Genomic DNA, 24,255 nt, shown 5'->3' on the forward strand with positions numbered 1-24,255 from the left:
GCCTCGTTCAAAACTATTGTTTCATTCGAAACGAAATAGCACGTAAAATGTTCAGAAAAGAAACACCTGATGATAAAGAGGGACACTTACACTCCTTGTTTGCTTAGAGTTTTAAAAACAAGGAGGAACAATTGTTGAAAAAGTATTTATCCATTCTTTCATTAATGTTTATTTTCATTCTATCAGGCTGCAATAACGCTCCTATCACAGCAGAGAGCACTGGAGTCTGGAACCATTTTTTCATATATCCGTTTTCACAGCTCATTCAGTTGGTCGCTGCTATCTTTAACGATAACTATGGGCTTGCCATTATATTTTTAACGATCATCATTCGATTCCTGATTATGCCACTCACTTTAAAACAAACAAAAAACCAGGAAAAGATGAAAAAGATCCAGCCGGAAATCAAACTGCTTCGTGATAAATATTCCGGAAAAGATCGGGAAACTCAGTTAAAATTACAAAATGAATTAATGACGGTTTATAAAAAATACGAGGTAAATCCAATATCCATGGGATGTTTGCCTCTCTTGATCCAAATGCCCATATTGTTCGCCTTCTATTACGCCATCATCAAAACGAAAGAAATTGCCCTGCACAATTTTCTTTGGTTTAACCTAGGTTCAGCAGATCCCTTGCATCTGCTGCCGATCTTAGCGGCACTTACAACTTTCGTTCAATTCAAATTGAGTACGAGTGAGGTGACGGAGGCAAACCCGCAAATGAAAATGATGGGTTACGTTATGCCGGTTATTATTCTTGCTTCTGCATGGAAACTATCAGCTGTGCTGCCACTGTATTGGATCGTTGGGAATGTGTTCTTAACCATTCAAAATGTGGTGTTGCAAAAAATAAAGAGAAAAACCGCATCTAATAGTTTTTAATAAAACGACGGAAATAAGTAAACGACCAGACATTGATCTGGTCGTTTTTGATTGTGTTTAGTTTAAGCGGCATTCCTTTTACGAAGTCTTCTGGCGCGAATCTCCTCAACAGCACCAGACCCCAAAAGAACCCCTGTTATGATTAGCAAAAATCCTAAGATGTGCTGAAATCCGATTTTTTCATTCAAGAATAAGGATGCGCCGACTAGTGCGAAGAACGGATTTAGATTTATGAAAATCGATGCTTCTGACGCACCGATTTTTCCGATCGCCTCGTTATAGAGCATGTGTCCGACCGCTGTTGCAATACAAGCAGAAGCAAAATAGATCAGCCATAATGACACGGTTGAATTTGCGGCCACTCCAGCAAACCCTTCAGGTTCTTCAAATAGTCCAATCACAATCAAAAACAGCGAACCGATGACCATCATATAGCCGGTCATCAAGCGGGGATCGAGCGTGTGCGCGACCCGTTTGATCAGGATAAAACTTACCGCCTGAGTGAGTACTGATAATAAAATGTAGGCATCTCCAAACGAAATGCCGGTAACTTCGCTGCCTTCAAGGACGATGAAAGCAACTCCAGTGAACCCTAACAATAGGCCAATTCCTCTAAGCGGCGTTAAAGGTGTACCGATAAAAAGGATAGCCAGAATCGTCGTAAGGAGCGGCGACATCCCCATGATCAATCCGCCATTCGTCGCTGTTGTTCCTGTCAGTCCAATCGACAAGAAATAGTGATGAGCAACAACATTAAAGATAGAGGCGACAAAAACGTACCAGAATTCCTTTTTTGTCAGCCAACGGACTTTCTTTATGAGAAAAAGTAGCAGAAATACGGTTAGTCCAGCTGTTAACACACGGATCCCCGTAATGGTAACAGGTAGAAAGTTCGTAACGAGAATTTTTGTTGCTGTCACGTTCAAACCCCACGCGATCATAACAAAGAATAAGATCAAATACGTTCGGTATGGTTTCATCATGTCATCTTCTTTCTTCTGCTTTTACTTAACGAAGTAAAGTATTAAAATGATTTTAGTTTCAATTGTACCTTATTGGAAGAATTTTTAAAGAGAAAATGCTTGGAATTTTAAGATTAAGGCGAAATGACTAATTTCATTGGAGATAAGCAGAACGATTACCGCTGTTATTCAAAAGTGATATAGTTGGAGGAATAAATTAGATTTGTCGAAAGACCTATTTATTTTCATTTAGACCTAATTCATCGTATGAAGACTTAATCTTTTAATATTAGACCTAATTATTCGCATTTAGACTTAATTGTACAGTAAATAGACTTAATCTACAGAAAAGCGGTGAAGACAACGATGAAAAAAGTGAATCCATACGTACTGCTAGTGGTAGCTACTTTAATATGGGGAGGCAATTTTGTGATCGGTCGGGCGATCACAAGCAGTTTACCGCCTGTTTCGCTGTCCTTTTTGCGGTGGTGCACGGCTTTCCTTATCTTTCTGCCTTTTGTGTGGCCGCTAATAAAAAAAGAATGTTCGACAGTGAAAAGGAAGTGGCCGATTGTACTGCTCATGGCACTCACTGGCGTTGCCGGATTTAACACGCTTCTATATATTGCTCTTCATTACACGACTTCTATAAACGCATCACTTGTGAATACTTCAACACCGATCATCATTTATATACTGTCCTTTTTCATGTTGGGCGAACGGTTGAACCGGAACCAGATCATCGGAACCGTGCTATCGTTGGCGGGGCTGCTGATTATTATTTCTCAAGGTTCACTTGATGTCTTACTGAAGTTTTCATTTAACGCAGGGGATCTCATTGTGATTGCAGCGGTGATCTGCTGGAGCATTTACTCGTTATTGGTAAAACAAAATGCCGGTAAATTACCAGGATATAGCACCTTTGCAGTCTCGATGGTTCTTGGTATATTTATTCTGCTTCCATTTTTTATACAGGAAGCGAAGACGACTGAAATCGTTTGGTCTGCAGGATCTATTTTAACGATCCTTTATACAGGTGTTTTTGCTTCTATTGTTGCATTTATGTCGTGGAACACGGCCGTAGAACGAGTGGGGCCAAATAAAGCCGGAATCTTTCTAAATTTGATCCCGGTCTTCGCAGCTATTTTCGCTGTACTGTTTATTGATGAAAAACTAGCTTGGTACCAAGCGTTAGGCGGAGTTTTTGTGATATTTGGTGTCTTTATTTCAACGAGATTAACTAAACTTGAACAGAAGAAAAAAATGACTGCATAGGGGTGGGGGTAGGGGTCTGACCCCTACCCCCACCCCTATAATTGGGTTTATTTACAAATTTATGAAACTATTGTACATTCTAATTCGTATCTATTATTGCACGATAAGTTAGAGGGATAGGATAGGAGGAACTATGACGACACATACGCTTGAACTCAAAAATTTAACGAAAAAGATTAAGAGCAAGACGATCGTTGATGATTTATCTTTCTCTGTCAGAGAAGGCGAGATCTTTGGATTGCTCGGGCCGAATGGTGCAGGGAAGACGACGACGATTCGTATGATTGTAGGGCTGATTTCGATCACGGACGGTGATGTTTTTATAAATGGCACCAATGTTCGCGAAAACTATGAAAAAGCGATGGAACAAGTGGGCGCGATCGTTGAGAACCCGCAGCTCTATGATTTTATGTCGGGCTACAAAAACTTGATGCAGTATGCGAGAATCATGCCTGGCGTTACGAAGGAAAGAATTGATGAAGTAATAAAGCTCGTAGACCTGGAATATGCGATTCACGATAAAGTAAAGACATATTCACTCGGGATGAGACAGCGTCTTGGTGTTGCACAGGCACTTTTACATAAGCCGAACGTGCTGATTCTGGATGAGCCAACTAACGGACTTGATCCACAAGGAATCTATGATTTGAGAAACTATCTGCGTCTGCTCGCGAACAACGGAACATCGGTTATCGTTTCTTCTCATATGCTTGCTGAGATGCAGATGATGTGTGACCGTGTTGCGATCATTCAGCACGGAAAACTCGTTCGAATCGATGAGATCACGAACCAGGAAGATGAAGCAGATGTGAAGGTTCACTTCCAGATCGAAGGCGATGTTCATCAGGCGAAGAAGGTCCTTTCAGACATGAATCCAGAACTGGATGTCTCGGAAAGCGGGAACGAACTGATCGTTCAGGTTTCGGATTTGAAATCGATCGCCGAATTAAATAAACAGCTCGTTTTAGCGGGAGTTCTCGTTGTCGGTATTCAGCGCAAGACGAAGACACTTGAAGAGCGATTCTTAGAGATGACGAAGAAAGGGGGCGATCTGAATGAAGTGGCTGTCCCTGTTAACGAATGAGTGGATCAAGATCTTTAGCAGAGTAAGAACATGGATTTTTATCGCACTGCCTATTTTAATTATTATCGGTGTTGCGGTTTACGACAAAGTGGCGACCGATGCGGATGTGAACGAGAACTGGAAGCAAGAATTAATACAGACGACGGAAGACGATAAAAAAGCGCTAGCAGAAGCGAAAAAGAATGAAGATGACGCGTTTTATATCGAGATGCTTGAATCAAATATCAAGCAGAACGAATATGCCATTGAAAACGACATTTCCCCATATGAAAAAACTACATGGAAGTTCATGAAAGAAATGGCGCCAATCTCATCCTTAATCGGGTTGTTCGTAATCGTTGTTGCGAGTGATATCGTATCGAGCGAGTTTTCTAAAGGTACGATTAAGATGCTCCTGATTCGCCCGTACAGCAGATGGAAGATTTTATTGTCGAAGTTCTTAGCTACACTAGGATTTGCGTTTGTCATGTGGCTTGTGGTGATTGCGACAACCTGGCTCGTCGGCGGTCTCGCCTATGGATTCGGCGGAATCGACCAGACATACCTCGTCGTAAATGGCACCGAGGAAGTGCGAGAAAGAACAGTTGTAGAATATGTATTTGCGAACATCGGTGTAGAGTTTATTGAATTGACTGCACTTGTCGCACTGTCGTTCATGATCTCCACACTCTTCATGAGTAACTCAGTCGCAATCGGTGTTGCGATGTTCACGATGTTTGCAGGAAATACAATTGTGATGCTGCTCGCTACAAAAGACTGGATCATCTACACACTGTTTGCGAACATGGACCTCAGTACTCTGATTGATGGGCAAAACCAGCTGATTAAAGATCTGACGCTGCCGTTTTCCATCAGCATGCTAGCGATTTACACAGCAGTGATGCTCGCCATCACGTTCACCGTTTTCCAAAAGCGCGATGTAAAGGCTTAATAGTAAAATGGTAGGGGACAGACCCGGGTCTGTCCCCTTTTGTGCGTGGAACAAGGGAGGTTGTGCGTGAAACTCAAAGATACGTGCGTGGAACTAGAGGGGAACGGCGTGGAACTCCTTACCGTTTGCGTGAAACCTCATCTTTTCTGCGTGAAAGTGTAAAAAATAAAATAACACGTACCGTAAAAAACCCAAAAAGGACAGGAGCCATCGTCTCCTGTCCTTTCTTTATATTTCTCCTATCCACTTACTCTATCTATATAACGAGTTAAGCTTCCTGCTGCTGAAACTGATCTTCTTCCGTCGATCCTTTCAATGCTGTTGTAGATGCTGTACCACCTGAAACGAGCTGTGTTACTTCGTCAAAGTAACCTGTTCCGACTTCGCGCTGATGGCGTGTAGCCGTATAGCCGTCCACTTCACTATCAAACTCACGCTGTTGCAGCTCGGAATAAGCACCCATTCCTCGAGCTTTGTAGCCTTTTGCCAATTCAAACATGCTGTGGTTCAATGCGTGGAAGCCAGCCAACGTTACGAACTGGAACTTGTAGCCCATCGCCGCAAGCTGCTGCTGGAATGTTTCGATCGTGGCATCATCCAGCTTCTTTTTCCAGTTGAAAGACGGCGAACAGTTGTAGGCTAATAGTTTGCCAGGGAACTGTTCATGAATCGCATCCGCAAACTTTTGAGCCTGCTCAAGGCTTGGTTCAGATGTCTCACACCAGATCAAATCTGCGTAAGGCGCATAAGCCAAACCACGAGCGATCGCTTGATCCAGCCCAGCTTTTGTACGATAAAATCCTTCAGCTGTACGTTCACCCGTGATGAACTCCTGGTCGACCGGATCGATGTCACTGGTGATCAAGTCAGCAGCATCTGCATCCGTACGGGCGATCAGCACAGTCGGAACACCCATAACGTCCGCTGCCAAGCGAGCAGAAATCAAATTCTTAACCGCTGTTTGAGTCGGCAGCAATACTTTCCCGCCTAAGTGACCACATTTTTTCTCAGAAGACAGCTGATCTTCAAAGTGAACAGCGGAAGCGCCAGATTCGATCATGCCTTTCATCAATTCAAATACGTTCAACTGTCCACCGAATCCAGCTTCAGCGTCAGCTATAATCGGCAAGAAGTAATCCACTTCATTTCCGCCTTCTAAATGCTGGATCTGATCCGCGCGCTGAAGAGCAGAGTTAATTCGTTTTACCACGTGTGGCACAGAGTTCGCCGGATACAAACTTTGATCCGGATACATGTTTCCAGAAAGGTTGGCATCTGCAGCGACCTGCCAACCGCTTAAGTATACGGCTTTCAGACCTGCCTTCGCCTGCTGAACGGCCTGATTCCCCGTTAAAGCTCCTAAAGCGTTTACATATGTTTCATTTTGAAGCATGTTCCAGAACTTTTCCGCCCCATGTTTTGCTAGGGTATGTTCAATATCGATCGATCCGCGCAAACGGATAACCTCTTCAGCCGTATAAGGGCGGCTTACACCTTGCCAGCGCTCCTCATTTTTCCACATTTCCTTAAGCTTCTCCACACGTGAATTACTCATTAGTCCCTCTCCTTAATGTTTTTATTTTTGACAGTTATTTAATAGTTGCTTACATTTCTTCATTGACAAGTTGATTGTAGTGAAAGGTGCGAGACTCCTGCGGGATCAGTGTGACAGGTGAGACTCCTAATGGTGCATAGCGCCAAGGAGGCTCACCGCACACCCCGCGGAAAGCGAGTACCTGTAACGGAAATCAACTTCTTTCAAGAGTCACGAAGCATATGATTTATAAAATGTCATAACCTCTATTAGTCAGGAAATCTTGAAACTCATCTTCACGGATCAGTTCATCAAACAACCCGACTGCTTCCATAAACCGGTCTTTATTGAATGAATCCTCATTCATTTGCTGCTTCAACTTTTGAACTTCTTCTAACTTTAAGTCCTCTACCAGCTCGAAAGTCACTTTACGGCCATCGCTTAAAACGCCTTTCGGATGGCGGATCCATTGCCACACTTGGGCTCTCGAAATCTCCGCCGTAGCTGCGTCTTCCATCAGGTGATTGATCGGCGCTGCGCCTTTTCCTCTCAGCCATGAAGCGATGTATTGAATGCCCACACTTATGTTGACGCGCAATCCTTCTTCTGTAATCTCACCTTCTGGCACAGCCACTAAATCGTCAGCTGTTACAACGACATCTTCACGTTTACGGTCGATCTGGTTCGGCTTTGGCATGATCCGGTCGAATACTTCCATCGCAACAGGTACGAGTCCCGGATGGGCAACCCATGTTCCGTCATGGCCGTCCGTCGCCTCGCGTTCTTTGTCAGCTCGCACTTTTTCAAAAGCAGCCGCATTCGCTTTTTCATCATTTTTAATCGGAATTTGTGCCGCCATTCCGCCGATTGCCGGTGCATTCCGCTTGTGGCACGTCTTGATCGCAAGAAGAGAATACGATCGCATGAATGGTACCGTCATCGTAACAAGTGAACGGTCAGGCAAAATGACATGTGGCTGATTGCGGAACTTCTTAATATAGCTGAAAATGTAATCCCAACGTCCGCAGTTGACGCCTGCCGAATGATCGCGCAGTTCATATAAAATCTCATCCATTTCAAACGCTGCAACAATCGTTTCGATTAGTACGGTTGCTTTGATTGTTCCTCTTGGAATACCTAGCTGTTCCTGTGCGTAGATGAATACATCATTCCAGAGACGTGCTTCCAAGTGGCTTTCCATTTTAGGAAGATAGAAGTAAGGGCCAGAACCGTTTTCGATCAGCGTTTTGGCATTGTGATAAAAATAAAGTCCAAAATCTACTAAACTCCCAGACATCGGTTCACCGTCGACCACGATATGCTTTTCTTCTAAATGCCAGCCGCGGGGACGAACGATTAGTACAGCTGGATTATTCCGGAGCTCGTATTTTTTTCCGTTTGGTCCTTCAAAAGAAATCGTACGGTTGACCGCGTCCTTCAGATTAATCTGACCCTCAATTGTATTTTCCCAAGTCGGTGAGTTGGAGTCCTCTAAGTCAGCCATGAAAACTTTTGCGCCGGAATTTAGAGCATTGATAATCATTTTCCGGTCAACAGGTCCTGTAATTTCAACCCGGCGGTCTTGAAGATTCTGAGGAAGGGGAGCGATCGTCCAATTGCTGTTACGGATATGTTCTGTTTCACTCAGAAAGGTGGGGAATACCCCAGAATCAATTTCCTGTTGTTTGATCGTGCGCTTTTTCAGAAGTTCTTTTCGTGTTGAATTGAATTGCAGATGCAGTGATTTTAAGAAGAGAATTGCACCAGGTGTTAAGATCTTTTCATATTCGGGCGGGGTATTTCCTGTTACATGAAGACTTGACGTATCAATTTTCATTTTTAGCGACATTCCTTTCTGATTATGTTATTGAACAGGTGAAACAGAAATTAATTGTTATATAACAGTATGTGTAAAAAAATTTACCTTTCGTGTTTTCCGATACAGCGTTCACACTCATAAAGGTAAGATTCATGCTGCTCCTCGATCACACATCCACACTCGACACACGTCTTCTTTGGAATATTGAAGTGAAGCTCAAGATAGTTTTTCATTTTAAATTCCTCCTGTTTTTTTGTTTGATTTGATTATAATGCATTGTATTATAACAGATTAAATTTTGCAACAACTGTTTTATAACATTTTTCATTTTTTTCGCAAATTAAGTCATCTGCCCTACGTTTTTATTGGCTTTTATCCATATTTTTATAAAAAATAGAGTCTTTCAAACTGTTGTAGTACAGAGAATGAATCTGAAATCGGGAACTCTATTTGAATTTTTAGAAAATAACGCTTACAATGAATGCATTCAAAGTAAACGTGGTGATTTTATTGAAAATAGATGATACAGATCGAAAAATATTAGAGCTGCTGACTCATGATGGAAGAATGTCTTATGCAGAGATCGGTAAAGAGTTGAACCTTTCGCGGGTCTCCGTTCGAGAGCGTGTGAACCAGATGAGAAAAGCAGGCGTTATTGAGAAGTTCAGCGTCGTCATTGATTCTGAGGCGGCCGGAAAAACAGTCTCAGCTTTTTTTGAAGTTGACTGTGAACCCGCCTACCTCGTAAAAGTAGCCGAGAAGCTGGTGAATAATCCCAGTGTAGCCAGCTGCTATCAGATGACTGGCCCGAGTACCTTACATATGCACGTTTTAGTAGAAGACTTTCCTTCGCTGGAGAAGTTCATAAACAACGAACTCTATGGAATCAAAGGGATTTCCAGAGTGGAATCTCATATCCTATTAAGAAGATTCAAGAGCAGATCCGGATTAAAACTATAATTGAATGATAGAAAGAGTAAGACTGCATGCTAGTAATTTAGGCGTGTGGTCTTTCTTTATGGCTGTGGGTTTGTCTAACAGTGTATCAATGAAGAACTACTAAACCTACCAACCGGCATTCATACCCCTCACTGAGCCCACTCATCTCCCTCATTACTTCTTTTATAAGCAAAAATTACTACGTTTTCCGCTCTGCTAGGACAAATTTCCGCATACTCTATCAAAGTTTGTAAGAACATAGTCGTGATTTTATTTTGTTTATAATAACGTATAGAAAATAGTCAGAATATATTTTATAATCAGAAACAATATTAAAATCGTTTGTTAATTTAAATCCTTATTTCGGTTAACAAACGGAATGTAAATGAACGAAATATAATCGAAAAGTTGAAAAAAAGGGAGAGGTGAAGAGGAAATGGCAGGATTGATTGTAAGACGGATTTTCCAGCTGGTGCTCTTATTAATAGGCATTTCATTTATCGTTTTCATGAGCATGCACATTGCGCCGGGAGATCCTGCAAGTATCATAGGCGGACCAACCGCAACCCAGGAAGATGTAGAGGCAATACGAGAAAATCTCGGATTGAATGAGCCATTGCTCACACAGTATTTTGATTACGTAAAAGGCATCTTTACCGGTGACTTAGGGTTCTCCTATCAAACGAAACAAGCGGTATCAGAAGCCATCATCGATCGGTTTCCAAACACACTTAATCTAGCGATCGCGAGTATTATCGTTGCAATCGTGATTGGAGTAACAACAGGCATTATATCTGCACTAAAACATAACACTTGGTTTGACGGATTATGCACCGTCATCGCATTAGGAGGCATCTCCATACCTAACTTTTGGCTAGGTGCTATATTGATCCTCATTTTTGCCGTCAATCTTCAATGGTTTCCTGTAGGCGGGCTTACCGAACCGTTTTGGACGATCGAAGGGATGAAACAGCTCGCACTTCCCGCCATCACACTTGGTACAGGTTCAGCTGCCATGATCGCTCGAATGAGCCGGTCGGCGATGCTCGAAGTCATCCGGGCAGATTATGTAAGAACAGCCAGAGCAAAAGGCGTTCGCGAAAAAACAGTCATCATGATGCACTGTTTGAGAAATGCCATGATACCAGTCATTACGGTCATCGGCTTGAACTTCGGCTTCCTGCTTGGAGGCACCATCATTACAGAATCTGTTTTTGCCATTAATGGAGTAGGAAGGCTCATGATTGAATCGATCGCCGCTCGAGACTTTCCGATGGTTCAAGGTTCGGTTCTTCTAGTAGCAACACTTTTCGTTTTAGTAAACCTGATTGTCGATATCGTGTACGCCTTTATCGACCCGAGAATCAGTTACGAATAAAAGGAAAGGGGGGATAACATGTCAACGGAAGTGGTCACACATCAATTGCCTGCACATAAGAAAAAGAAAGAGTTTGCACTGCTAAAAACATGGAAACGCCTCATTAGGAACAAAATGGCGATCGTCGGCTTAATCATAATCGCCTTACAACTGTTCATGGCGCTTGCGGCACCTGCCATCGTAGGGGTTGATCCGAACAAGCAGAACCTGGAACTGAGTGAACTGCCGATTGGTACAGAAGGCCATGTGCTCGGGACGGATAATTACGGACGTGATATTTGGAGCAGGATCGTATACGGCGCAAGGATCTCGCTTTTAGTCGGAATTGGCGCAGTAAGTCTAGGACTGGTCGGCGGCGTGATCCTCGGACTTCTATCAGGTTATTACAGAAGACTGGACGGCATCGTTATGAGATTTGTAGATTTAATGTTTGCCTTTCCTGGGATTCTGCTAGCCATGTTAATCATCGCCATTTTAGGGACAAGCCTTGTAAATGTCGTCATTGCGATCAGTATTTGGTCCATTCCAACCTGTGCAAGAATCGTAAGGGGAAGTGTCCTCTCTATTAAAAAACAAGAGTACATCATAGCCATGAAATCTCTCGGGGCGAGCGATCTTCGTATCATGTTCAAACATGTGCTGCCGAACTGTGCAGCGCCGATCATCGTATTTGCCACCATGAGAATGGCAACAGCGATTCTATCGACCGCATCATTAAGTTTCTTAGGGTTAGGTGCACAGCCGCCGACTCCTGAATGGGGAGCGATGATCGCGGCAGGGCAAGAATATATGTGGACGTCGCCTCATATGATCGTCGTTCCCGGTATAGCGATCATGCTTGTTGTATTTGCGTTTAATGTTGTCGGCGACGCACTTCGCGACGCTCTCGATCAAGGAATGAGTTTGGATAAATAAAAGGGGGAGATTACAAATGGGAAAAAAGTGGTTTACTAGTTTACTAGCTGTTCTTTTTGTATTGTCTTTGGCTTTAACGGGTTGCAGCAGCAGTTCTTCATCAGGTGGAAGTGCGGGTGATGCCAAACAAGAACTAACGTATGCAACAACCTCGAAAGTTGTAGGTCTATCTCCAATTCTTACAAATGATTCTGTATCATCTACGGTTATCGAGCAGATCTATGAAACGCTATTTGTCCGTGACAGCAAAGGGGAAATTGTTCCCCACCTTGCAGAATCCTATGAGAATCCTGATGAAAATACATGGGTGATCAAGCTAAAGAAAGATATCAAGTTCCATGACGGGACGCCTTTTAACGCAGAATCGGTGAAATACACGTTCGATAAATTAAAAGATCCTGCAACCGCTGCACCGCGTGCCTCTCTTTTAGCACCGGTTTCATCCATCGAAGTTCAGGACGAGCATACTGTCGTTTTAAAAACAGAAAAGCCGTACGGTCCGATGCTTGCGGCGTTAACGCACTCAAATGCAGCCATCGTTTCACCGACAGCTGACAAAAAGCAGGATCTTATGAAAGACCCTGTTGGAACAGGACCATTCAAGTTCTCTGAAAAAGTAAACGGTGATGACATTGTACTTGTGAAGAATGAAGATTACTGGCAGAAGCCGGCTAAGCTAGAGAAGATTACGTTCACCGTCGTTCCAGAAGTATCAACAGCGATCTCCATGCTTCAGACCGGTAAAGTTCAGCTGATCGACGGGTTAGCACCTGAACTTATGCCGCGACTAGAAAAGATCAAGAACGTTGAAACTCAAAAAGTGGACGGAACACCGGTTTATTATCTGGCATTCAACATGGAAAAAGCACCGATGAACGACCTGAAATTCAGACAAGCAGTATCACATGCGATCAACCGCGAAGGCTATCTGAAAAAGCTGAACGGACTAGGCGTCTTCTCCAACTCCTTCATCGGACCTGAAGTATTCGGACATCCGGGAGACGAAAAAGGACCTGAGTTTGACCAAGAAAAAGCAAAAGAGCTCGTGAAGGCTAACGGATTTGATAAAAAAGAAGTCAAGATGCTTGTCGCGAACACAGCATCATATATGAACATGGCAGAAGTCATCCAAGCTCAATTAAAAGAAGTCGGGATTCCAGCCAAGATCGAAACGCTTGAATGGGGCACATATCTTGATGTATCCAAAACAGGTGACTTTGATATTACGATTGCCGGCTGGTCGAATGTAACAGGTGACGGAAGTGAACTATTGTTCCCGCGTCTGCATTCAGCGAACATTGATGCAACAAACTTAAGCCGTTATAAGGATGCTGAACTTGATAAGCTGATCGATCAGTCTCGTTCAGTTGTCGATCAGGAACAGCGCCAGGAAATCTTAACAAAAGCAGACGAATACGTCATGACACAGCTGCCAGTATTGCCGATCTATCATGGGATCGCATCAGCTGCTTACGACAAATCTGTTAAAGGCTTTAAGATGGAACCTACAGGACAGTGGTCACTATACAGCGTTCATAGAGAGTAGGGATAACGATGAAAGATTCTGTATTAGAAGTGAAAAATCTAGTAACAAAGTTTAAGTCTGCGGACGGTCTATTGCCGGCTGTCCGCGGCGCTTCTTTTTCGGTAAAAAAAGGAGAAACGCTCTGCATCGTTGGAGAATCAGGCTGTGGTAAAAGTATCACAGCCCTTTCCATCATGGGGCTCCTGCCTTCAAACGGAAGTATAACAGAGGGTTCAATCTCGTTTAATAATAAAAACTTAGCTTCGATGTCTCCAAAAGAAATGCAGAAGCTGCGCGGAAACGATGTTTCGATGATCTTCCAGGAACCGATGACAGCCTTGAATCCTGTTTTTACAGTAGGTTTTCAAATTCGTGAACCTCTGATGATCCATCAAAAACTATCAAAGAAACAAGCGCATGCAAGAGGTATCGAGCTTTTAAAAATGGTAGGAATTCCGTCGCCAGCAGAACGGATGAACCAATTTCCGCATGAATTAAGCGGCGGGATGAGACAGCGGGTCATGATCGCCATCGCTTTATCCTGTAATCCGTCTTTGCTGATTGCAGATGAACCAACAACCGCATTGGATGTAACCATCCAGGCGCAGATTATTGATCTATTGAACGATCTAAAAGAAGAATTAGACATGAGCATGATCATGATCACACATGACATGGGTGTTGTTGCCGAGATCGCAGACCGTGTCATCGTCATGTATGCAGGAGAAGTGATAGAAGAAGGACGGGTAGAAGAAATCTTTGAAAACCCGCAGCACCCGTATACGAAAGGACTTCTGTCTTCGGTACCAAACGTGGATGATCCTGATTTTGAACTGAAGCCAATCGCAGGATCCATGCCGATGCTGAATGAAAAGATCAGCGGATGCCGTTTTCATCCGAGATGTCCGCATGCTTTTGACAAATGTTTCAGTGACTCACCAAAGACATTTTCCGTAACCGATAAACAGAACGTACGATGCTGGCTGCAAGAGGAGGTAGGACAGAATGGCGGTAGACGAGCAAGTTCTTTATAGTGTGAAAAATGTAAAGAAGCACTTTCCCGTAAAAGGCGGTTTGCTTCAGCGAGTAAAAAGCCATGTGAAGGCAGTTGATGGAATTACCCTCGATATTTATAAAGGAGAAACATTAGGTGTCGTTGGTGAGTCGGGCTGCGGAAAATCAACATTGGGGCGAACAATCCTTGGACTTGAGTCTCTGACAGAAGGAGAACTTGTCTTTAACGGGAATAACATCAGTAAGTACTCAGCACGCCAGTTAAAGCCGTTCAAAAAAGAGATGCAGATGATCTTTCAGGATCCGTACGCTTCACTTAATCCAAAACAGCGGATTGGCGATGCACTAGAAGAAGCGTTAATTATTCATACTCAGTTGTCAGCTCAGAAAAGAAGAGAAAAAGTGATCCAGCTTTTAAACGAAGTAGGCTTAAAAGAAGAGCATTATGAGCGTTATCCGCATGAGTTCAGCGGTGGTCAGCGGCAGCGGATCGGTATCGCCCGTGCGATTTCCATCAATCCTTCTTTTATCGTATGTGATGAGCCCGTTTCAGCACTCGACGTTTCCGTACAAGCACAAGTTATTAAATTACTAAAAGATCTGCAGGAAAAGCACGCATTGACGTATTTGTTCGTTTCGCATGATCTGGGAGTCGTTCGTCACCTTTGTAACCGGGTGCTCGTTATGTACTTAGGTCAGATGGTTGAACTTGCGCCTGTAGAAAAATTATATGAAAATCCTACGCATCCTTATACAGAAGCGTTGTTGTCCGCTATTCCAAGACCAGCTGTCGGACGAAAAAGAGAACGGATCCGGCTCACAGGCGATCTGCCGAGTCCTTCCGATCCACCGACGGGCTGTCCGTTTCATACCCGTTGTCCGATCGCGAAAGATCATTGCGCAACAGAAAAACCGGTGTGGCGCGAAATTGATGCCGGCCATTTTATTGCCTGCCATGAAAGGTAAATACGAGAGGTGAAGAAGATGAATCAAACGAATCAAACATTACCACATAAAAAACAAAACGTAACGTACAATGCATTGAATAACCCTTATTCTTCTCAGAGGATGACCGTTTACGCCAAAAAAGGCATGGTCGCAACGAGCCAGCCATTAGCGGCACAAGCGGGTCTTGATATTTTAAAAAATGGCGGAAACGCGATTGATGCAGCGATCGCAACAGCAGCTTGTCTCACTGTTGTTGAACCGACATCAAACGGAATCGGGGGAGATGCTTTTGCACTCGTCTGGGTGAACGGCGAACTGCATGGCTTGAATTCGAGCGGTCCCGCGCCAAGAGGAATTTCGATTGAGGAAGTGAAGAAGGCTGGGTTTGACACGATGCCAAAGTTCGGCTGGCTGCCTGTCACTGTTCCGGGAGCTCCGGCAGCCTGGGCAGAGCTTTCTAGCCGGTTCGGAAAACTGCCATTTGAAGAAGTACTCCAACCCGCGATTTCATATGCAGAAGAAGGCTACCCGCTGACTCCAATCCTCGGAAAGTACTGGAAACGAGCTTATGAAACGTACAAACGGGAAATAAAGGGTAAAGAATTTGAGAGCTGGTTTAAAACCTTTGCACCTGATGGACGTGCTCCTGAAGTGGGCGAGATTTGGCGTTCGCCTGACCATGCACAGACACTACGAGATATCGCAAACACAAATGGCGAGTCCTTTTACAGAGGTGCTCTCGCACAAAGGATAGCCGAAGCTTCTGAAACGCAAGCTGGATTTTTACGCAGTGAGGATCTGGCTTCGTTTTACCCAGAGTGGGTAGATCCCATCAAAGTAAATTACAGGGGGTATGAGGTGTGGGAGATTCCGCCGAACGGGCAAGGAATCGTTGCACTCATGGCACTCAACACGTTAAAAGGCTTTGATTTTACAGAAAAAGAATCAGCGGAAACGTATCATAAACAAATTGAAGCGATCAAACTCGGTTTTGCGGATGCTAAAAAATATGTAACCGACAGGGCGAAAATGAGTGTCTCGGTTGAAGGGTTATTGTGTGAGGAGTATGCGGCTGTAAGACGAGAATTGATCGGATCTGAAGCGCTTCAGCCGGAGCCTGGCATTCCGCCAAGCGGAGGAACGGTCTATTTAGCAACAGCAGATGATGATGGAAACATGGTGTCGTTTATCCAAAGCAATTACATGGGCTTCGGATCAGGCGTCGTTGTTCCTGGAACAGGGATCGGACTTCAGAACAGGGGACACGATTTTTCATTAGACCCTGACCATGATAACGCACTTGAACCTGGTAAGAAAACGTATCATACAATCATCCCAGGATTTTTAACAAAAGATGGGGAAGCGGTCGGTCCGTTTGGTGTGATGGGCGGATATATGCAGCCCCAAGGCCATGTGCAGGTCGTGATGAACACGGTAGATTTCCATTTAAATCCTCAAGCTTCATTGGATGCGCCACGATGGCAATGGATGGAGGATAAAAAAGTACTTGTTGAACGCTCATTGCCAGCTCATATTGCAGATGAATTAGCAAGAAGAGGGCACGATGTGCAGGTTGCGATGGATTCGGGGAATTTCGGCCGCGGCCAGATCATATGGAGAGATCCAGAAACAGGCGTGCTCGCAGGAGGAACAGAAGGAAGAACAGATGGCTCGATTGCCGCTTGGTAAAAAGACCATCAAAAACAACCCAGAACAAAGGACTTGATAACATGACTTATCTCAATTTGTTTCTTGCCTTTTTCCGGTCAGGCATGCTTGGATACGGGGGAGGACCCTCTTCTATCCCCTTAGTTCATAAAGAAGTAGTCGGAAAATACAAATGGATGAACGATGAAGAGTTCGGAGATGTGCTGGCGCTCGGAAACACACTGCCGGGACCGATCGCAACCAAGATGGCAGGCTATATCGGCTATCGTGTCGCTGGATTTCCCGGCCTAATCATCGCACTCCTGGCTACCATGCTCCCAACGATTTTTCTCATGATCCTATTGTTGACGTCGTTAAGAGAATATAAAGATCAGCCATGGGTGCAAGGGATGACAAAAGGCGTTATACCAGTAGTTGCCGTGATGCTAGCCGTTTTAACATGGCAGTTCGTTGATGCTTCGAAAAAGAGCCTCGGACTAAAGATCAGTCTGATTCATATATTTGCGGGCGTCTTGCTTTTGCAGTTTCTTGGTGTGCATCCAGGTATCGTGATCGGATTATTACTTGCATACGCCCTTTTTGGTCCAGTTAAAGAAAAGAAGGAAAACGTAGTACGCGTGCGGGAAGGAGAAAAGACAGGATGACATACTGGCACATCTTTCTCGCATTTTTTATACCAGGTATCCTTGGTTATGGCGGCGGTCCTGCTTCCATTCCCTTGATTGAAAATGAAGTGGTAGATCGTTACGAGTGGCTTTCGGTAACCGAATTTACGGAGGTATTGGCACTTGGTAACGCACTTCCGGGACCGATCGCTACGAAAATGGCAGGCTATATCGGGTTTCAGGAAGGCGGATGGCTAGGAGCATTGGTAGGCGTTTTTGCCACAGTGGCTCCATCCCTATTACTGATGGTAGCCTTCCTTGGACTCGTTTATAAATTCAAAGACTCCCCAAGAGTGAAGAATATGAGTGGGTATGTAAAACCAACAATCGCTGTACTGCTCGGAATCATGGCGTATCAATTCTTTTTCGAATCATTTACAGGTGTTGGCTGGATGCATACACTGTTCTTGGCCGTATTAAGCTTTTTCCTGATGGAGAAAGTGAAGGTGTCTCCTGTGTTCGTGATTATCGGATCAATTGGATATGGTGCAGTATTTTTAGCTTGATGAAAGGCGGAACCTGGATGTGGGTTTCGTCTTTTTCGTGTTTAAGTAGTTAAAAAGAAGGGGCACGTAAGATAAACGTTGAATTATTGGAATCATCATCCTCTCCCTACTTTTTCTGTAAAAAACTCAGGTCAAAAGCCTAGTGTGAGAGTACGAGATATAGGAAACAGTATACCTAACTATTGAAAAATCTAGGAAATAGGAGGGATGTACATGTTTGGGTTTGAGGATATGTGGAAGTTTTTCTTTTCATTTTTTCTTGTGTTACCGATTGTGACCTTCATACATGAAGCAGGTCATCTCTTTTTTGGAAAAGTAACGGGCGGGAAAGTGCACATCCATATTGGAAGCGGCAACAGATTGTTTAAGATCGGCCCATGTCATATCCGAAAGCTATACTTTTGGGATGGCTGGTGTGAATATGAAAATTTGAAGAACCATACAAGAAGACATCTAGTTGCGGTTTATCTTGGCGGTCCCTTTTTTACGATTCTTAGCATGTTGATCGTTAATGGGCTCATTCATACGGAAATCATAAAAGCTGGCATCTTCACCTATCAATTTGTGTATTTTTCCTTCTATTTCGTGTTCTTTTCGTTGATTCCAATCACTCACAACGGCTATCCAACAGATGGAAAAGCAGCGTGGGATGTTATGAAACAGAAAACTTTAGAGAAGAATCCTCTTGGGTAAAGTGAGTGGAACGTTTGGATGATAGTCTTCCAGGCGTTTTTTTTGTGTTTAGTAAACGTTGAAACAGTTTTTTCTAACTTCCTTGTGATAGAATTATTTCAATATTATGTAACAGTCATTCTGGACAAAACAAATGAATACTTTTTAGGGAAGCGGGGGTCATCAGAATGAAACCAATATTGTTGGGTATCGCTGCCGCCTTTTTCTTTGGCGTCACCTTTATATTGAACCGGTCGATGGATTTAACGGGTGGAAGCTGGCACTGGAGTGCATCGCTTCGCTTTTTTTACATGGTTCCGTTATTGTGGATCATCGTTTGGATGCGTGGAAACATCAAGCCGGTCTTTCAGGAACTAAGAGCGCGGTTCGGAACGTGGTTTTTATGGAGTTCGGTCGGATTTGTGCTGTTTTATGCACCGATCACTTATGCAGCAGGATTTGGAGAGGCATGGCTCGTCGCGGCAACCTGGCAGATTACGATTGTCGCGGGATCTCTGCTCGTTCCATTTTTTTATGAAGGAGAAGGGAAGAACAAAGGATCACGGCAAAAAATTCCGTTTAAGGGTCTTGGCTTCTCTGTGCTCATATTGGCAGGGGTCGGACTTGTTCAAATTCAGGAAGCGGACGGAGTGAACGGTGCGGCTTGGCTGTATGTGGTTCTGCCGGTTCTCATTGCGGCGATCGCCTATCCGCTCGGCAACCGAAAGATGATGATCGTTACGAATAAGCGCCTTGATGCGTTTCAGCGGGCTTTTGGTATGACAATCGCATCGCTTCCATGGTGGATTGTGCTTGCGGCTGTCGGCTGGTTTCAAGGCGGGGCACCGACAACAGACCAGCTTTGGCAAAGTTTTTTAGTCGCGATCTCTTCAGGTGTTATCGCAACTGTTCTCTTTTTCCAGGCAACTGATCTTTGCTCGAATAACCCTGTGAAACTAGCAGGTGTGGAGGCGACGCAATCCGCTGAAATCATTTTCGTGCTGGCAGGCGAAATGTGGCTGTTATCGATCGCCACGCCAACCATGCTGTCATTATTTGGTGTGCTCGTCATCATGCTGGGCATGTTTTTACACAGCTATTACGGAAAAACAGAAGTCGTTCAAAAAAAATCTATCAATCTTGCAAAATGATGAATAAAAAAATGTGAGTTGGGAATAGTAGTACTACCCCCCCTTTTATATAGTAACTTTTGAACAGCCGTTGCCCGTAGCAGCGGTTGTTTTTTTGTGAGAAAAGGGGTTAGTGCGTGAAACAGAAGGTGTTCTGCGTGAAACGAAGGCAGTCTTGCGTGGAACAAGCATTGTATTGCGTGAAAGTGGTCTCATCCTGCGTGAAACAGGCCTGTTTCTGCGTGAACGTGTAATAATAAAAAGAACACGTACCGTGAAACGAACACATAACAAAGGGAAAGATGGATAAAAACATCCACCTTTCTTTTTTTGATGCAGAAAAATCCGTTAGAATGAATATATAGAATGTCGGGTGGTTAACAAGATTTCCAGCTATCTTTATTGGTGAGAGGAGGGTTTAGATGTGGATACGCTTAAAAGTTTAAATGATGCGATTCAGTATTTGGAGGAAAACCTAGAGTATGAGATTGATATGGTGGAAGTGGCAAAACGCGCCTGGTGCTCGGAGTACCATTTTAAGCGGATGTTTTCCTTTCTCGCGGGTTTCCCGTTATCTGAATATGTCCGCCGGCGAAGATTGACACTAGCCGCTTTTGAACTCGTACATGGTGATGCAAAGATTATTGATGTAGCGATAAAATTCGGGTACAGCTCACCTGATGCTTTTACAAAAGCGTTTCAGCAGCTGCATGGCGTGACACCATCAGAAGCCAGAAAAAATGGGCATTCGTTAAAAGCTTATCCACGCATGACCTTCCAATTATCAATAAAAGGAGGAAGTGAAATGAACTATCGGATCGTGGAGAAAGACGAGTTTCGTATCGTTGGTATAAAAAAGAGAGTGCCGCTGATCTATGAGGGAGTAAATCCTGAGATCGCGGCTATGTGGCAGAGTATGAATATGAATCTGATCAACGAGTTGAAGGGCTTATCGAACGTCGAGCCAAAAGGACTGATCAGTGCATCAGCAAACTTTTCAGAGAGGCTTGCTGAGAACAGTGAGCTGGATCATTATATTGGTGCAGCAACAACGGAGGAATGTCTGGACCATTTGGGGAAGCTGGAGGTTGCGGCATCGTCTTGGGCTGTTTTTGAATCGGTCGGACCGTTTCCGGAAACGCTGCAGAATATATGGGGACGGATATACTCTGAGTGGTTTCCGTCATCGAGTTATGAACAGACGGAAGGGCCGGAAATCTTATGGAACGCGGATAAAGACACCTCGTCGCCAACGTTCAGAAGTGAGATTTGGATACCTGTTAAAAAGAAATAAAGATAAAGAAAGCATCGGTCTTCCTGCAGCCGATGCTTTTTTGCTGGTGAAAAAGTTCTAAATAAAGGAATGCTTTTTTATGAATCGAAATATATAGAGAGAGTGGACAACTTCAATGAGAGGAGGCAGGAGCATGATCGATACAAACTATATCATTCTATTCATGGCTGTGATCATCGCGATGTTTGCCGGTGTTGCTGTAGCAGCAACCCGCTCAAAATCTGCTTCTGTAGAGGATGGAGGGGCACTGTTGTTTAAGCATCTGTATGTGTATTTGACTTTATTCACAACGCTTCTGTTAACGATCGGAGGAGGCATCAGTGTTTTCACGAACTTAGCGGATATTGTTAGTCCAAACCCGTATACGGTTAGCTTTAATGAATTCAAACTGAGCCGGCCGGGGGAATTCGATGTGAACGGAAACCCGTTGCCGGAACGAGAGACAGAAGAGGAACTGCTAAAAGAGTACCATCAGGCGAAAGAGGATGAGATCGCTCATAAGAAACAGAGAGCAGCAAATAAAATTGTAAAAAGTTTAGGGTTTATTGTGATTCCGCTTCCAATTTTTATTTATTTTAGTCGGAAATTGAACAGGAAGCCCTCTCAGTTGAGTGGATGAGAAAACAGAAAAACGAGCGGAAGCCCGCTCGTTTTTTTATTTGTTACTGTTCAACGATCTCCTTCAGCTTGCTCTGCCACTTGTCGTCATCCAAGATAATTTGAAAGGAAATTCGGCGGTTCTTTTGAAGTGCATCTGCTGAATTGCCTTCTGCAATCGGCTTATATTCGCTGTAGCCTGTTGCTGCCAAGTACTGCGCATATTCTTTCTTAGCGAGTTTAGGGTTCGCTTTTCCGAGATAGTCAACGACCGCAACCGCACGCTGAGTGGAAAGCGACCAGTTGTCATAAGGAACCGAGTCGGTGTGTCCTTCGATTAAGATGATGTAGAGGTATTGGCTCATGTCTTTTTCCTCGATGATCGCGGCGAGCGCATCGGCTAACGGATCGAGAACCTGCTTTCCTTTTTCAGAGATATCCGCACTCCCGGTATCGAATAAAATGTTTCCTTCCACTGAGATCGTGTTGTTCGGACCGCGAATGATCTTGTCTTTGCCAACGTTTTCTTCCAATTGTTTTTGAATGAGGTCAGAGATATGCTTCTTCACCTCAGCCACTTGACCGAGCTCACGCTTGATCTGCGCCTGATCATACGCGTTGTAGATGCTCTGCACATAAGCGAGAATGGCGATGAACACCATGACGAGCACCATCATGGCCATCATATCGGTAAAACTCGGCCAGAAAATTTCTTTCGTATCCTGATCGTCGCTGTTGTAGTAGGATTTACGCGCCTTCATACCGGTCACCGTCTCCTAAAATTCTGCTGAGAGATCTCAGGCATCCGCTCATCCTCGACATAGTCAGGCTGACGGGGAATCCGAGTCTCATAGACAACCTGGTTCGATTGGTTCATGGCAGCTTGGTAGATGCGCTGCATAAGATGATACATGTCTGAAAGTGTCCGGTTGTTGTCAGTGATGCTGCGGTTTAAGCCTTGATGCAGATTCTCAAGCGTACGTGCAAGTTCACGCATATCGTCATCACGGCTGTGCTGATTTTGCGAGTTATTCAAGATCGATGCTAGCTGGCGACTCTGGCTGTCCATGATGTTTCGGACTTGGTCTGTAAAATCTCGTTTGATGTGTTCAACCGCAGAATAAAAGCTTTTTTCAAGCTGGCCGACAGATGATGCGAAATCAGCTGAAGCTCTGCCGTATTCGCCTTGTTTTTCAGAATAGCGGTAATGCCACTCATCCTGCTTTTGAGCGAGACGGTTTTCTAAGGCGTCATGCTGGTTCTGGTAGTGCTGAAGCTGTTCTTGCATGCCGCGAAGCACGGCCTGAGCGTGTTCTTCTGATCTGCGCTGAGCTTCCTGCAGCATTTTATCCGAACGCTGTATGAGCTGTTCAAATTTTTGCTGGCCTTGTGTGTGCCGTTCGTTGCTCGTTTTTAGCTGCTGCTCGAACGAGGAGATATTTTTGGCGAGTGCGTTGATGCTTGTGTCGACTGTTTTTTGAATCGTACCAAGCTCTTTTGTTGTTTCGTTAAAACGCTGGCCGAACTCATCGAGCTGAGTAGTGGAAGCGGCGAAACGTTCAGAATGCTGGCGCTGCGCTTCAAAAATGCCATTTACGTCTTCCATCGCTTTTTGCAGACCTGCTGTAAAATTCACCATCTGTGAAGCGAACTCTCCAAGTGTTTTATCGAATGAAGATTCGACACGTGCAGCAAGTCGGTCGAGCAAGCGTTCAACAGAATCCTGAGGCTTGTCGTTGATCAGGACACTGTTCACATGGTGATCCAGATAGACTTCACAATCTGCTAAAAGCTTGTTTTGCATATAAGAAAGGGAAGTACCTTGTGAAAAAAAGCCTGACTGAATCAGGTTGAGAAAAAGCGCCGCCCCAATCCCGGCGATACTCGTGAAAAAGGCAACACTCATGCCCTCAAACGGAGCTGTGAGCGATGAGATAATCGAGTTCAAAGTAAGATTTGAATCAGCTGGCTGTGTGCCAAGCGTCATTAGTGTATCTTGCATGGATAAAAGGGAAAGGGTAAGTCCGATAAAAGTTCCGAGTACACCAAGGATGATGGTGAACGACGGAAGCTGGCTCAGCAGTTTTTGGATGTTGCCGACAGGCACCCTGAAAATTCCGAGCAACGGAATCCTTTCGTTATATAGGTGCTTTTCGATGAGCGCTTGTGTGTTGAGCTGCGGAACACCAGCGAGATGAAACTGCTTGTAGTCTGTTGTAACACGCTGAATCCAATGTGAGTAAGCCTGCTGCTCCGGATTCGTTTCAAGCTGCTGCACTTCTTTCGTCCATTTCCGAAAATGATAGGCAGTCTGTGTATATCCAACGATACCTAGGAAAATCAGAAATCCAATGACCCCGACGACGATTAACGTAAGCTGATCCATAATGCCCCCCTTAGATGTCTTGTCTTCTTTACTGATAGATATGTCCTAGTTGCGGGAAATATTTAGGGAAATGGGGTCTGACCCCAAACAAATACAAAAACCCCGGAATTGTCCATCTCGAATGGACAA

24 protein-coding genes are annotated in these 24,255 nt (G+C 44.2%); 18 read left to right on the plus strand and 6 right to left on the minus strand.

The genetic code is table 11. The features are described 5' to 3' along the window. Window positions 1-134 precede the first annotated feature (134 nt). Entirely contained in the window at window positions 135-884 is a 750-nt protein-coding gene (gene yidC, locus EV282_RS01670) for a membrane protein insertase YidC (protein ID WP_130293214.1), read from the plus strand. A 62-nt stretch (window positions 885-946) separates the two neighbouring features. Here the strand turns inward: yidC and EV282_RS01675 are convergent, their stop codons facing one another. Further along, a complete protein-coding gene (locus EV282_RS01675) occupies window positions 947-1,864 on the minus strand; it encodes a DMT family transporter (protein WP_130293216.1) in 918 nt (305 codons plus the stop codon). A gap of 348 nt (window positions 1,865-2,212) precedes the next feature. Between EV282_RS01675 and EV282_RS01680 the strand changes: the two genes are divergently transcribed. The 3 genes from EV282_RS01680 to EV282_RS01690 all read left to right on the plus strand — a co-directional run bounded on the left by EV282_RS01680 (window position 2,213) and on the right by EV282_RS01690 (window position 5,136). After that, a complete protein-coding gene (locus tag EV282_RS01680; protein ID WP_130293218.1) occupies window positions 2,213-3,121 on the plus strand; it encodes a DMT family transporter in 909 nt (302 codons plus the stop codon). Window positions 3,122-3,254: 133 nt separating this feature from the next. Next, the gene (locus EV282_RS01685; protein WP_130293220.1) at window positions 3,255-4,205 is read left to right on the plus strand and encodes an ABC transporter ATP-binding protein; all 951 of its coding nucleotides are present in this window, start codon (window positions 3,255-3,257) and stop codon (window positions 4,203-4,205) included. Then, the gene (locus tag EV282_RS01690; RefSeq protein ID WP_130293222.1) at window positions 4,177-5,136 is read left to right on the plus strand and encodes an ABC transporter permease; all 960 of its coding nucleotides are present in this window, start codon (window positions 4,177-4,179) and stop codon (window positions 5,134-5,136) included. Before EV282_RS01685 ends, EV282_RS01690 begins: the two co-directional genes overlap by 29 nt. Before the next feature lie 268 nt (window positions 5,137-5,404). On the opposite strand, the gene aceA is transcribed toward EV282_RS01690, so the two are convergent. From aceA to yhfH, 3 genes are all read right to left on the minus strand, one after another. Then, on the minus strand, window positions 5,405-6,691 hold the full coding sequence (aceA, locus tag EV282_RS01695; protein WP_130293224.1) for an isocitrate lyase: 1,287 nt from the start codon (window positions 6,689-6,691) through the stop codon (window positions 5,405-5,407). Between the two features lie 226 nt (window positions 6,692-6,917). Continuing rightward, complete coding sequence (gene aceB / locus EV282_RS01700; protein ID WP_130293226.1) at window positions 6,918-8,507, minus strand: malate synthase A; 1,590 nt, start codon at window positions 8,505-8,507, stop codon at window positions 6,918-6,920. 83 nt (window positions 8,508-8,590) lie between these two features. After that, the gene (yhfH, locus tag EV282_RS01705; RefSeq protein WP_083207884.1) at window positions 8,591-8,722 is read right to left on the minus strand and encodes a protein YhfH; all 132 of its coding nucleotides are present in this window, start codon (window positions 8,720-8,722) and stop codon (window positions 8,591-8,593) included. 277 nt (window positions 8,723-8,999) lie between these two features. Between yhfH and EV282_RS01710 the strand changes: the two genes are divergently transcribed. From EV282_RS01710 to EV282_RS01770, 14 genes are all read left to right on the plus strand, one after another. Next, window positions 9,000-9,449 carry an Lrp/AsnC family transcriptional regulator gene (locus EV282_RS01710; protein ID WP_130293228.1) on the plus strand — a complete coding sequence of 150 codons (450 nt, stop codon included), beginning with the start codon at window positions 9,000-9,002 and terminating at the stop codon, window positions 9,447-9,449. A 415-nt stretch (window positions 9,450-9,864) separates the two neighbouring features. Then, window positions 9,865-10,806: a nickel ABC transporter permease gene (gene nikB, locus EV282_RS01715; RefSeq protein ID WP_130293230.1), complete on the plus strand. Its 942-nt coding sequence runs from the start codon at window positions 9,865-9,867 to the stop codon at window positions 10,804-10,806. Window positions 10,807-10,824: 18 nt separating this feature from the next. Beyond that, complete coding sequence (locus EV282_RS01720; RefSeq protein WP_130293232.1) at window positions 10,825-11,721, plus strand: ABC transporter permease; 897 nt, start codon at window positions 10,825-10,827, stop codon at window positions 11,719-11,721. 16 nt (window positions 11,722-11,737) lie between these two features. Then, window positions 11,738-13,267 (plus strand): glutathione ABC transporter substrate-binding protein, encoded by a 1,530-nt coding sequence (locus EV282_RS01725; RefSeq protein WP_130293234.1) that lies wholly within the window; start codon window positions 11,738-11,740, stop codon window positions 13,265-13,267. An 8-nt stretch (window positions 13,268-13,275) separates the two neighbouring features. Next, entirely contained in the window at window positions 13,276-14,280 is a 1,005-nt protein-coding gene (locus EV282_RS01730) for an ABC transporter ATP-binding protein (protein WP_130293236.1), read from the plus strand. Next, complete coding sequence (locus tag EV282_RS01735) at window positions 14,252-15,226, plus strand: ABC transporter ATP-binding protein (RefSeq protein ID WP_130293238.1); 975 nt, start codon at window positions 14,252-14,254, stop codon at window positions 15,224-15,226. The genes EV282_RS01730 and EV282_RS01735 overlap by 29 nt, the downstream gene beginning before the upstream one ends. Window positions 15,227-15,244: 18 nt before the next feature. Further along, window positions 15,245-16,897 (plus strand): gamma-glutamyltransferase family protein, encoded by a 1,653-nt coding sequence (locus EV282_RS01740; protein ID WP_130293240.1) that lies wholly within the window; start codon window positions 15,245-15,247, stop codon window positions 16,895-16,897. Window positions 16,898-16,938: 41 nt separating this feature from the next. Further along, window positions 16,939-17,520, plus strand: a complete 582-nt coding sequence (locus tag EV282_RS01745; protein ID WP_130293242.1) for a chromate transporter — start codon at window positions 16,939-16,941, stop codon at window positions 17,518-17,520. After that, window positions 17,517-18,047 (plus strand): chromate transporter, encoded by a 531-nt coding sequence (locus EV282_RS01750; RefSeq protein WP_130293244.1) that lies wholly within the window; start codon window positions 17,517-17,519, stop codon window positions 18,045-18,047. The genes EV282_RS01745 and EV282_RS01750 overlap by 4 nt, the downstream gene beginning before the upstream one ends. 213 nt (window positions 18,048-18,260) lie before the next feature. Next, window positions 18,261-18,740, plus strand: coding sequence for a hypothetical protein (locus tag EV282_RS01755; RefSeq protein ID WP_130293246.1), 480 nt, complete (start codon window positions 18,261-18,263; stop codon window positions 18,738-18,740). Window positions 18,741-18,907: 167 nt separating this feature from the next. After that, window positions 18,908-19,870: a DMT family transporter gene (locus EV282_RS01760; RefSeq protein WP_130293248.1), complete on the plus strand. Its 963-nt coding sequence runs from the start codon at window positions 18,908-18,910 to the stop codon at window positions 19,868-19,870. 112 nt (window positions 19,871-19,982) lie between these two features. Continuing rightward, complete coding sequence (locus EV282_RS20060) at window positions 19,983-20,159, plus strand: hypothetical protein (RefSeq protein WP_165389316.1); 177 nt, start codon at window positions 19,983-19,985, stop codon at window positions 20,157-20,159. 114 nt (window positions 20,160-20,273) lie between these two features. Then, window positions 20,274-21,143 (plus strand): AraC family transcriptional regulator, encoded by an 870-nt coding sequence (locus EV282_RS01765; protein ID WP_130293250.1) that lies wholly within the window; start codon window positions 20,274-20,276, stop codon window positions 21,141-21,143. 133 nt (window positions 21,144-21,276) lie between these two features. Then, window positions 21,277-21,762, plus strand: coding sequence for a hypothetical protein (locus EV282_RS01770; RefSeq protein ID WP_130293251.1), 486 nt, complete (start codon window positions 21,277-21,279; stop codon window positions 21,760-21,762). 43 nt (window positions 21,763-21,805) lie between these two features. On the opposite strand, the gene EV282_RS01775 is transcribed toward EV282_RS01770, so the two are convergent. Next, window positions 21,806-22,501, minus strand: coding sequence for an OmpA/MotB family protein (locus EV282_RS01775; RefSeq protein WP_130293253.1), 696 nt, complete (start codon window positions 22,499-22,501; stop codon window positions 21,806-21,808). Window positions 22,502-22,506: 5 nt separating this feature from the next. After that, the gene (locus EV282_RS01780; RefSeq protein ID WP_130293254.1) at window positions 22,507-24,126 is read right to left on the minus strand and encodes a hypothetical protein; all 1,620 of its coding nucleotides are present in this window, start codon (window positions 24,124-24,126) and stop codon (window positions 22,507-22,509) included. Window positions 24,127-24,255: the final 129 nt, after the last annotated feature.

Origin of the sequence: Fictibacillus sp. BK138 (assembly GCF_004216955.1) — a bacterium.
In the GTDB taxonomy this organism is placed as follows: domain Bacteria; phylum Bacillota; class Bacilli; order Bacillales; family Fictibacillaceae; genus Fictibacillus.

Coding starts and splice junctions, on each gene's coding strand:
- EV282_RS01735 (WP_130293238.1), top strand. CDS start 14,252: ATGGCGGTAGACGAGCAAGTTCTTTATAGTGTGAAAAATGTAAAGAAG.
- EV282_RS01740 (WP_130293240.1), top strand. CDS start 15,245: ATGAATCAAACGAATCAAACATTACCACATAAAAAACAAAACGTAACG.
- nikB (WP_130293230.1), top strand. CDS start 9,865: ATGGCAGGATTGATTGTAAGACGGATTTTCCAGCTGGTGCTCTTATTA.
- EV282_RS01760 (WP_130293248.1), top strand. CDS start 18,908: ATGAAACCAATATTGTTGGGTATCGCTGCCGCCTTTTTCTTTGGCGTC.
- EV282_RS01780 (WP_130293254.1), bottom strand. CDS start 24,126: ATGGATCAGCTTACGTTAATCGTCGTCGGGGTCATTGGATTTCTGATT.
- EV282_RS01685 (WP_130293220.1), top strand. CDS start 3,255: ATGACGACACATACGCTTGAACTCAAAAATTTAACGAAAAAGATTAAG.
- EV282_RS01770 (WP_130293251.1), top strand. CDS start 21,277: ATGATCGATACAAACTATATCATTCTATTCATGGCTGTGATCATCGCG.
- EV282_RS01680 (WP_130293218.1), top strand. CDS start 2,213: ATGAAAAAAGTGAATCCATACGTACTGCTAGTGGTAGCTACTTTAATA.
- aceA (WP_130293224.1), bottom strand. CDS start 6,691: ATGAGTAATTCACGTGTGGAGAAGCTTAAGGAAATGTGGAAAAATGAG.
- yhfH (WP_083207884.1), bottom strand. CDS start 8,722: ATGAAAAACTATCTTGAGCTTCACTTCAATATTCCAAAGAAGACGTGT.
- EV282_RS01745 (WP_130293242.1), top strand. CDS start 16,939: ATGACTTATCTCAATTTGTTTCTTGCCTTTTTCCGGTCAGGCATGCTT.
- aceB (WP_130293226.1), bottom strand. CDS start 8,507: ATGAAAATTGATACGTCAAGTCTTCATGTAACAGGAAATACCCCGCCC.
- EV282_RS01690 (WP_130293222.1), top strand. CDS start 4,177: ATGAAGTGGCTGTCCCTGTTAACGAATGAGTGGATCAAGATCTTTAGC.
- EV282_RS01730 (WP_130293236.1), top strand. CDS start 13,276: ATGAAAGATTCTGTATTAGAAGTGAAAAATCTAGTAACAAAGTTTAAG.
- EV282_RS01675 (WP_130293216.1), bottom strand. CDS start 1,864: ATGAAACCATACCGAACGTATTTGATCTTATTCTTTGTTATGATCGCG.
- EV282_RS01775 (WP_130293253.1), bottom strand. CDS start 22,501: ATGAAGGCGCGTAAATCCTACTACAACAGCGACGATCAGGATACGAAA.
- EV282_RS01755 (WP_130293246.1), top strand. CDS start 18,261: ATGTTTGGGTTTGAGGATATGTGGAAGTTTTTCTTTTCATTTTTTCTT.
- EV282_RS01720 (WP_130293232.1), top strand. CDS start 10,825: ATGTCAACGGAAGTGGTCACACATCAATTGCCTGCACATAAGAAAAAG.
- EV282_RS01750 (WP_130293244.1), top strand. CDS start 17,517: ATGACATACTGGCACATCTTTCTCGCATTTTTTATACCAGGTATCCTT.
- EV282_RS01725 (WP_130293234.1), top strand. CDS start 11,738: ATGGGAAAAAAGTGGTTTACTAGTTTACTAGCTGTTCTTTTTGTATTG.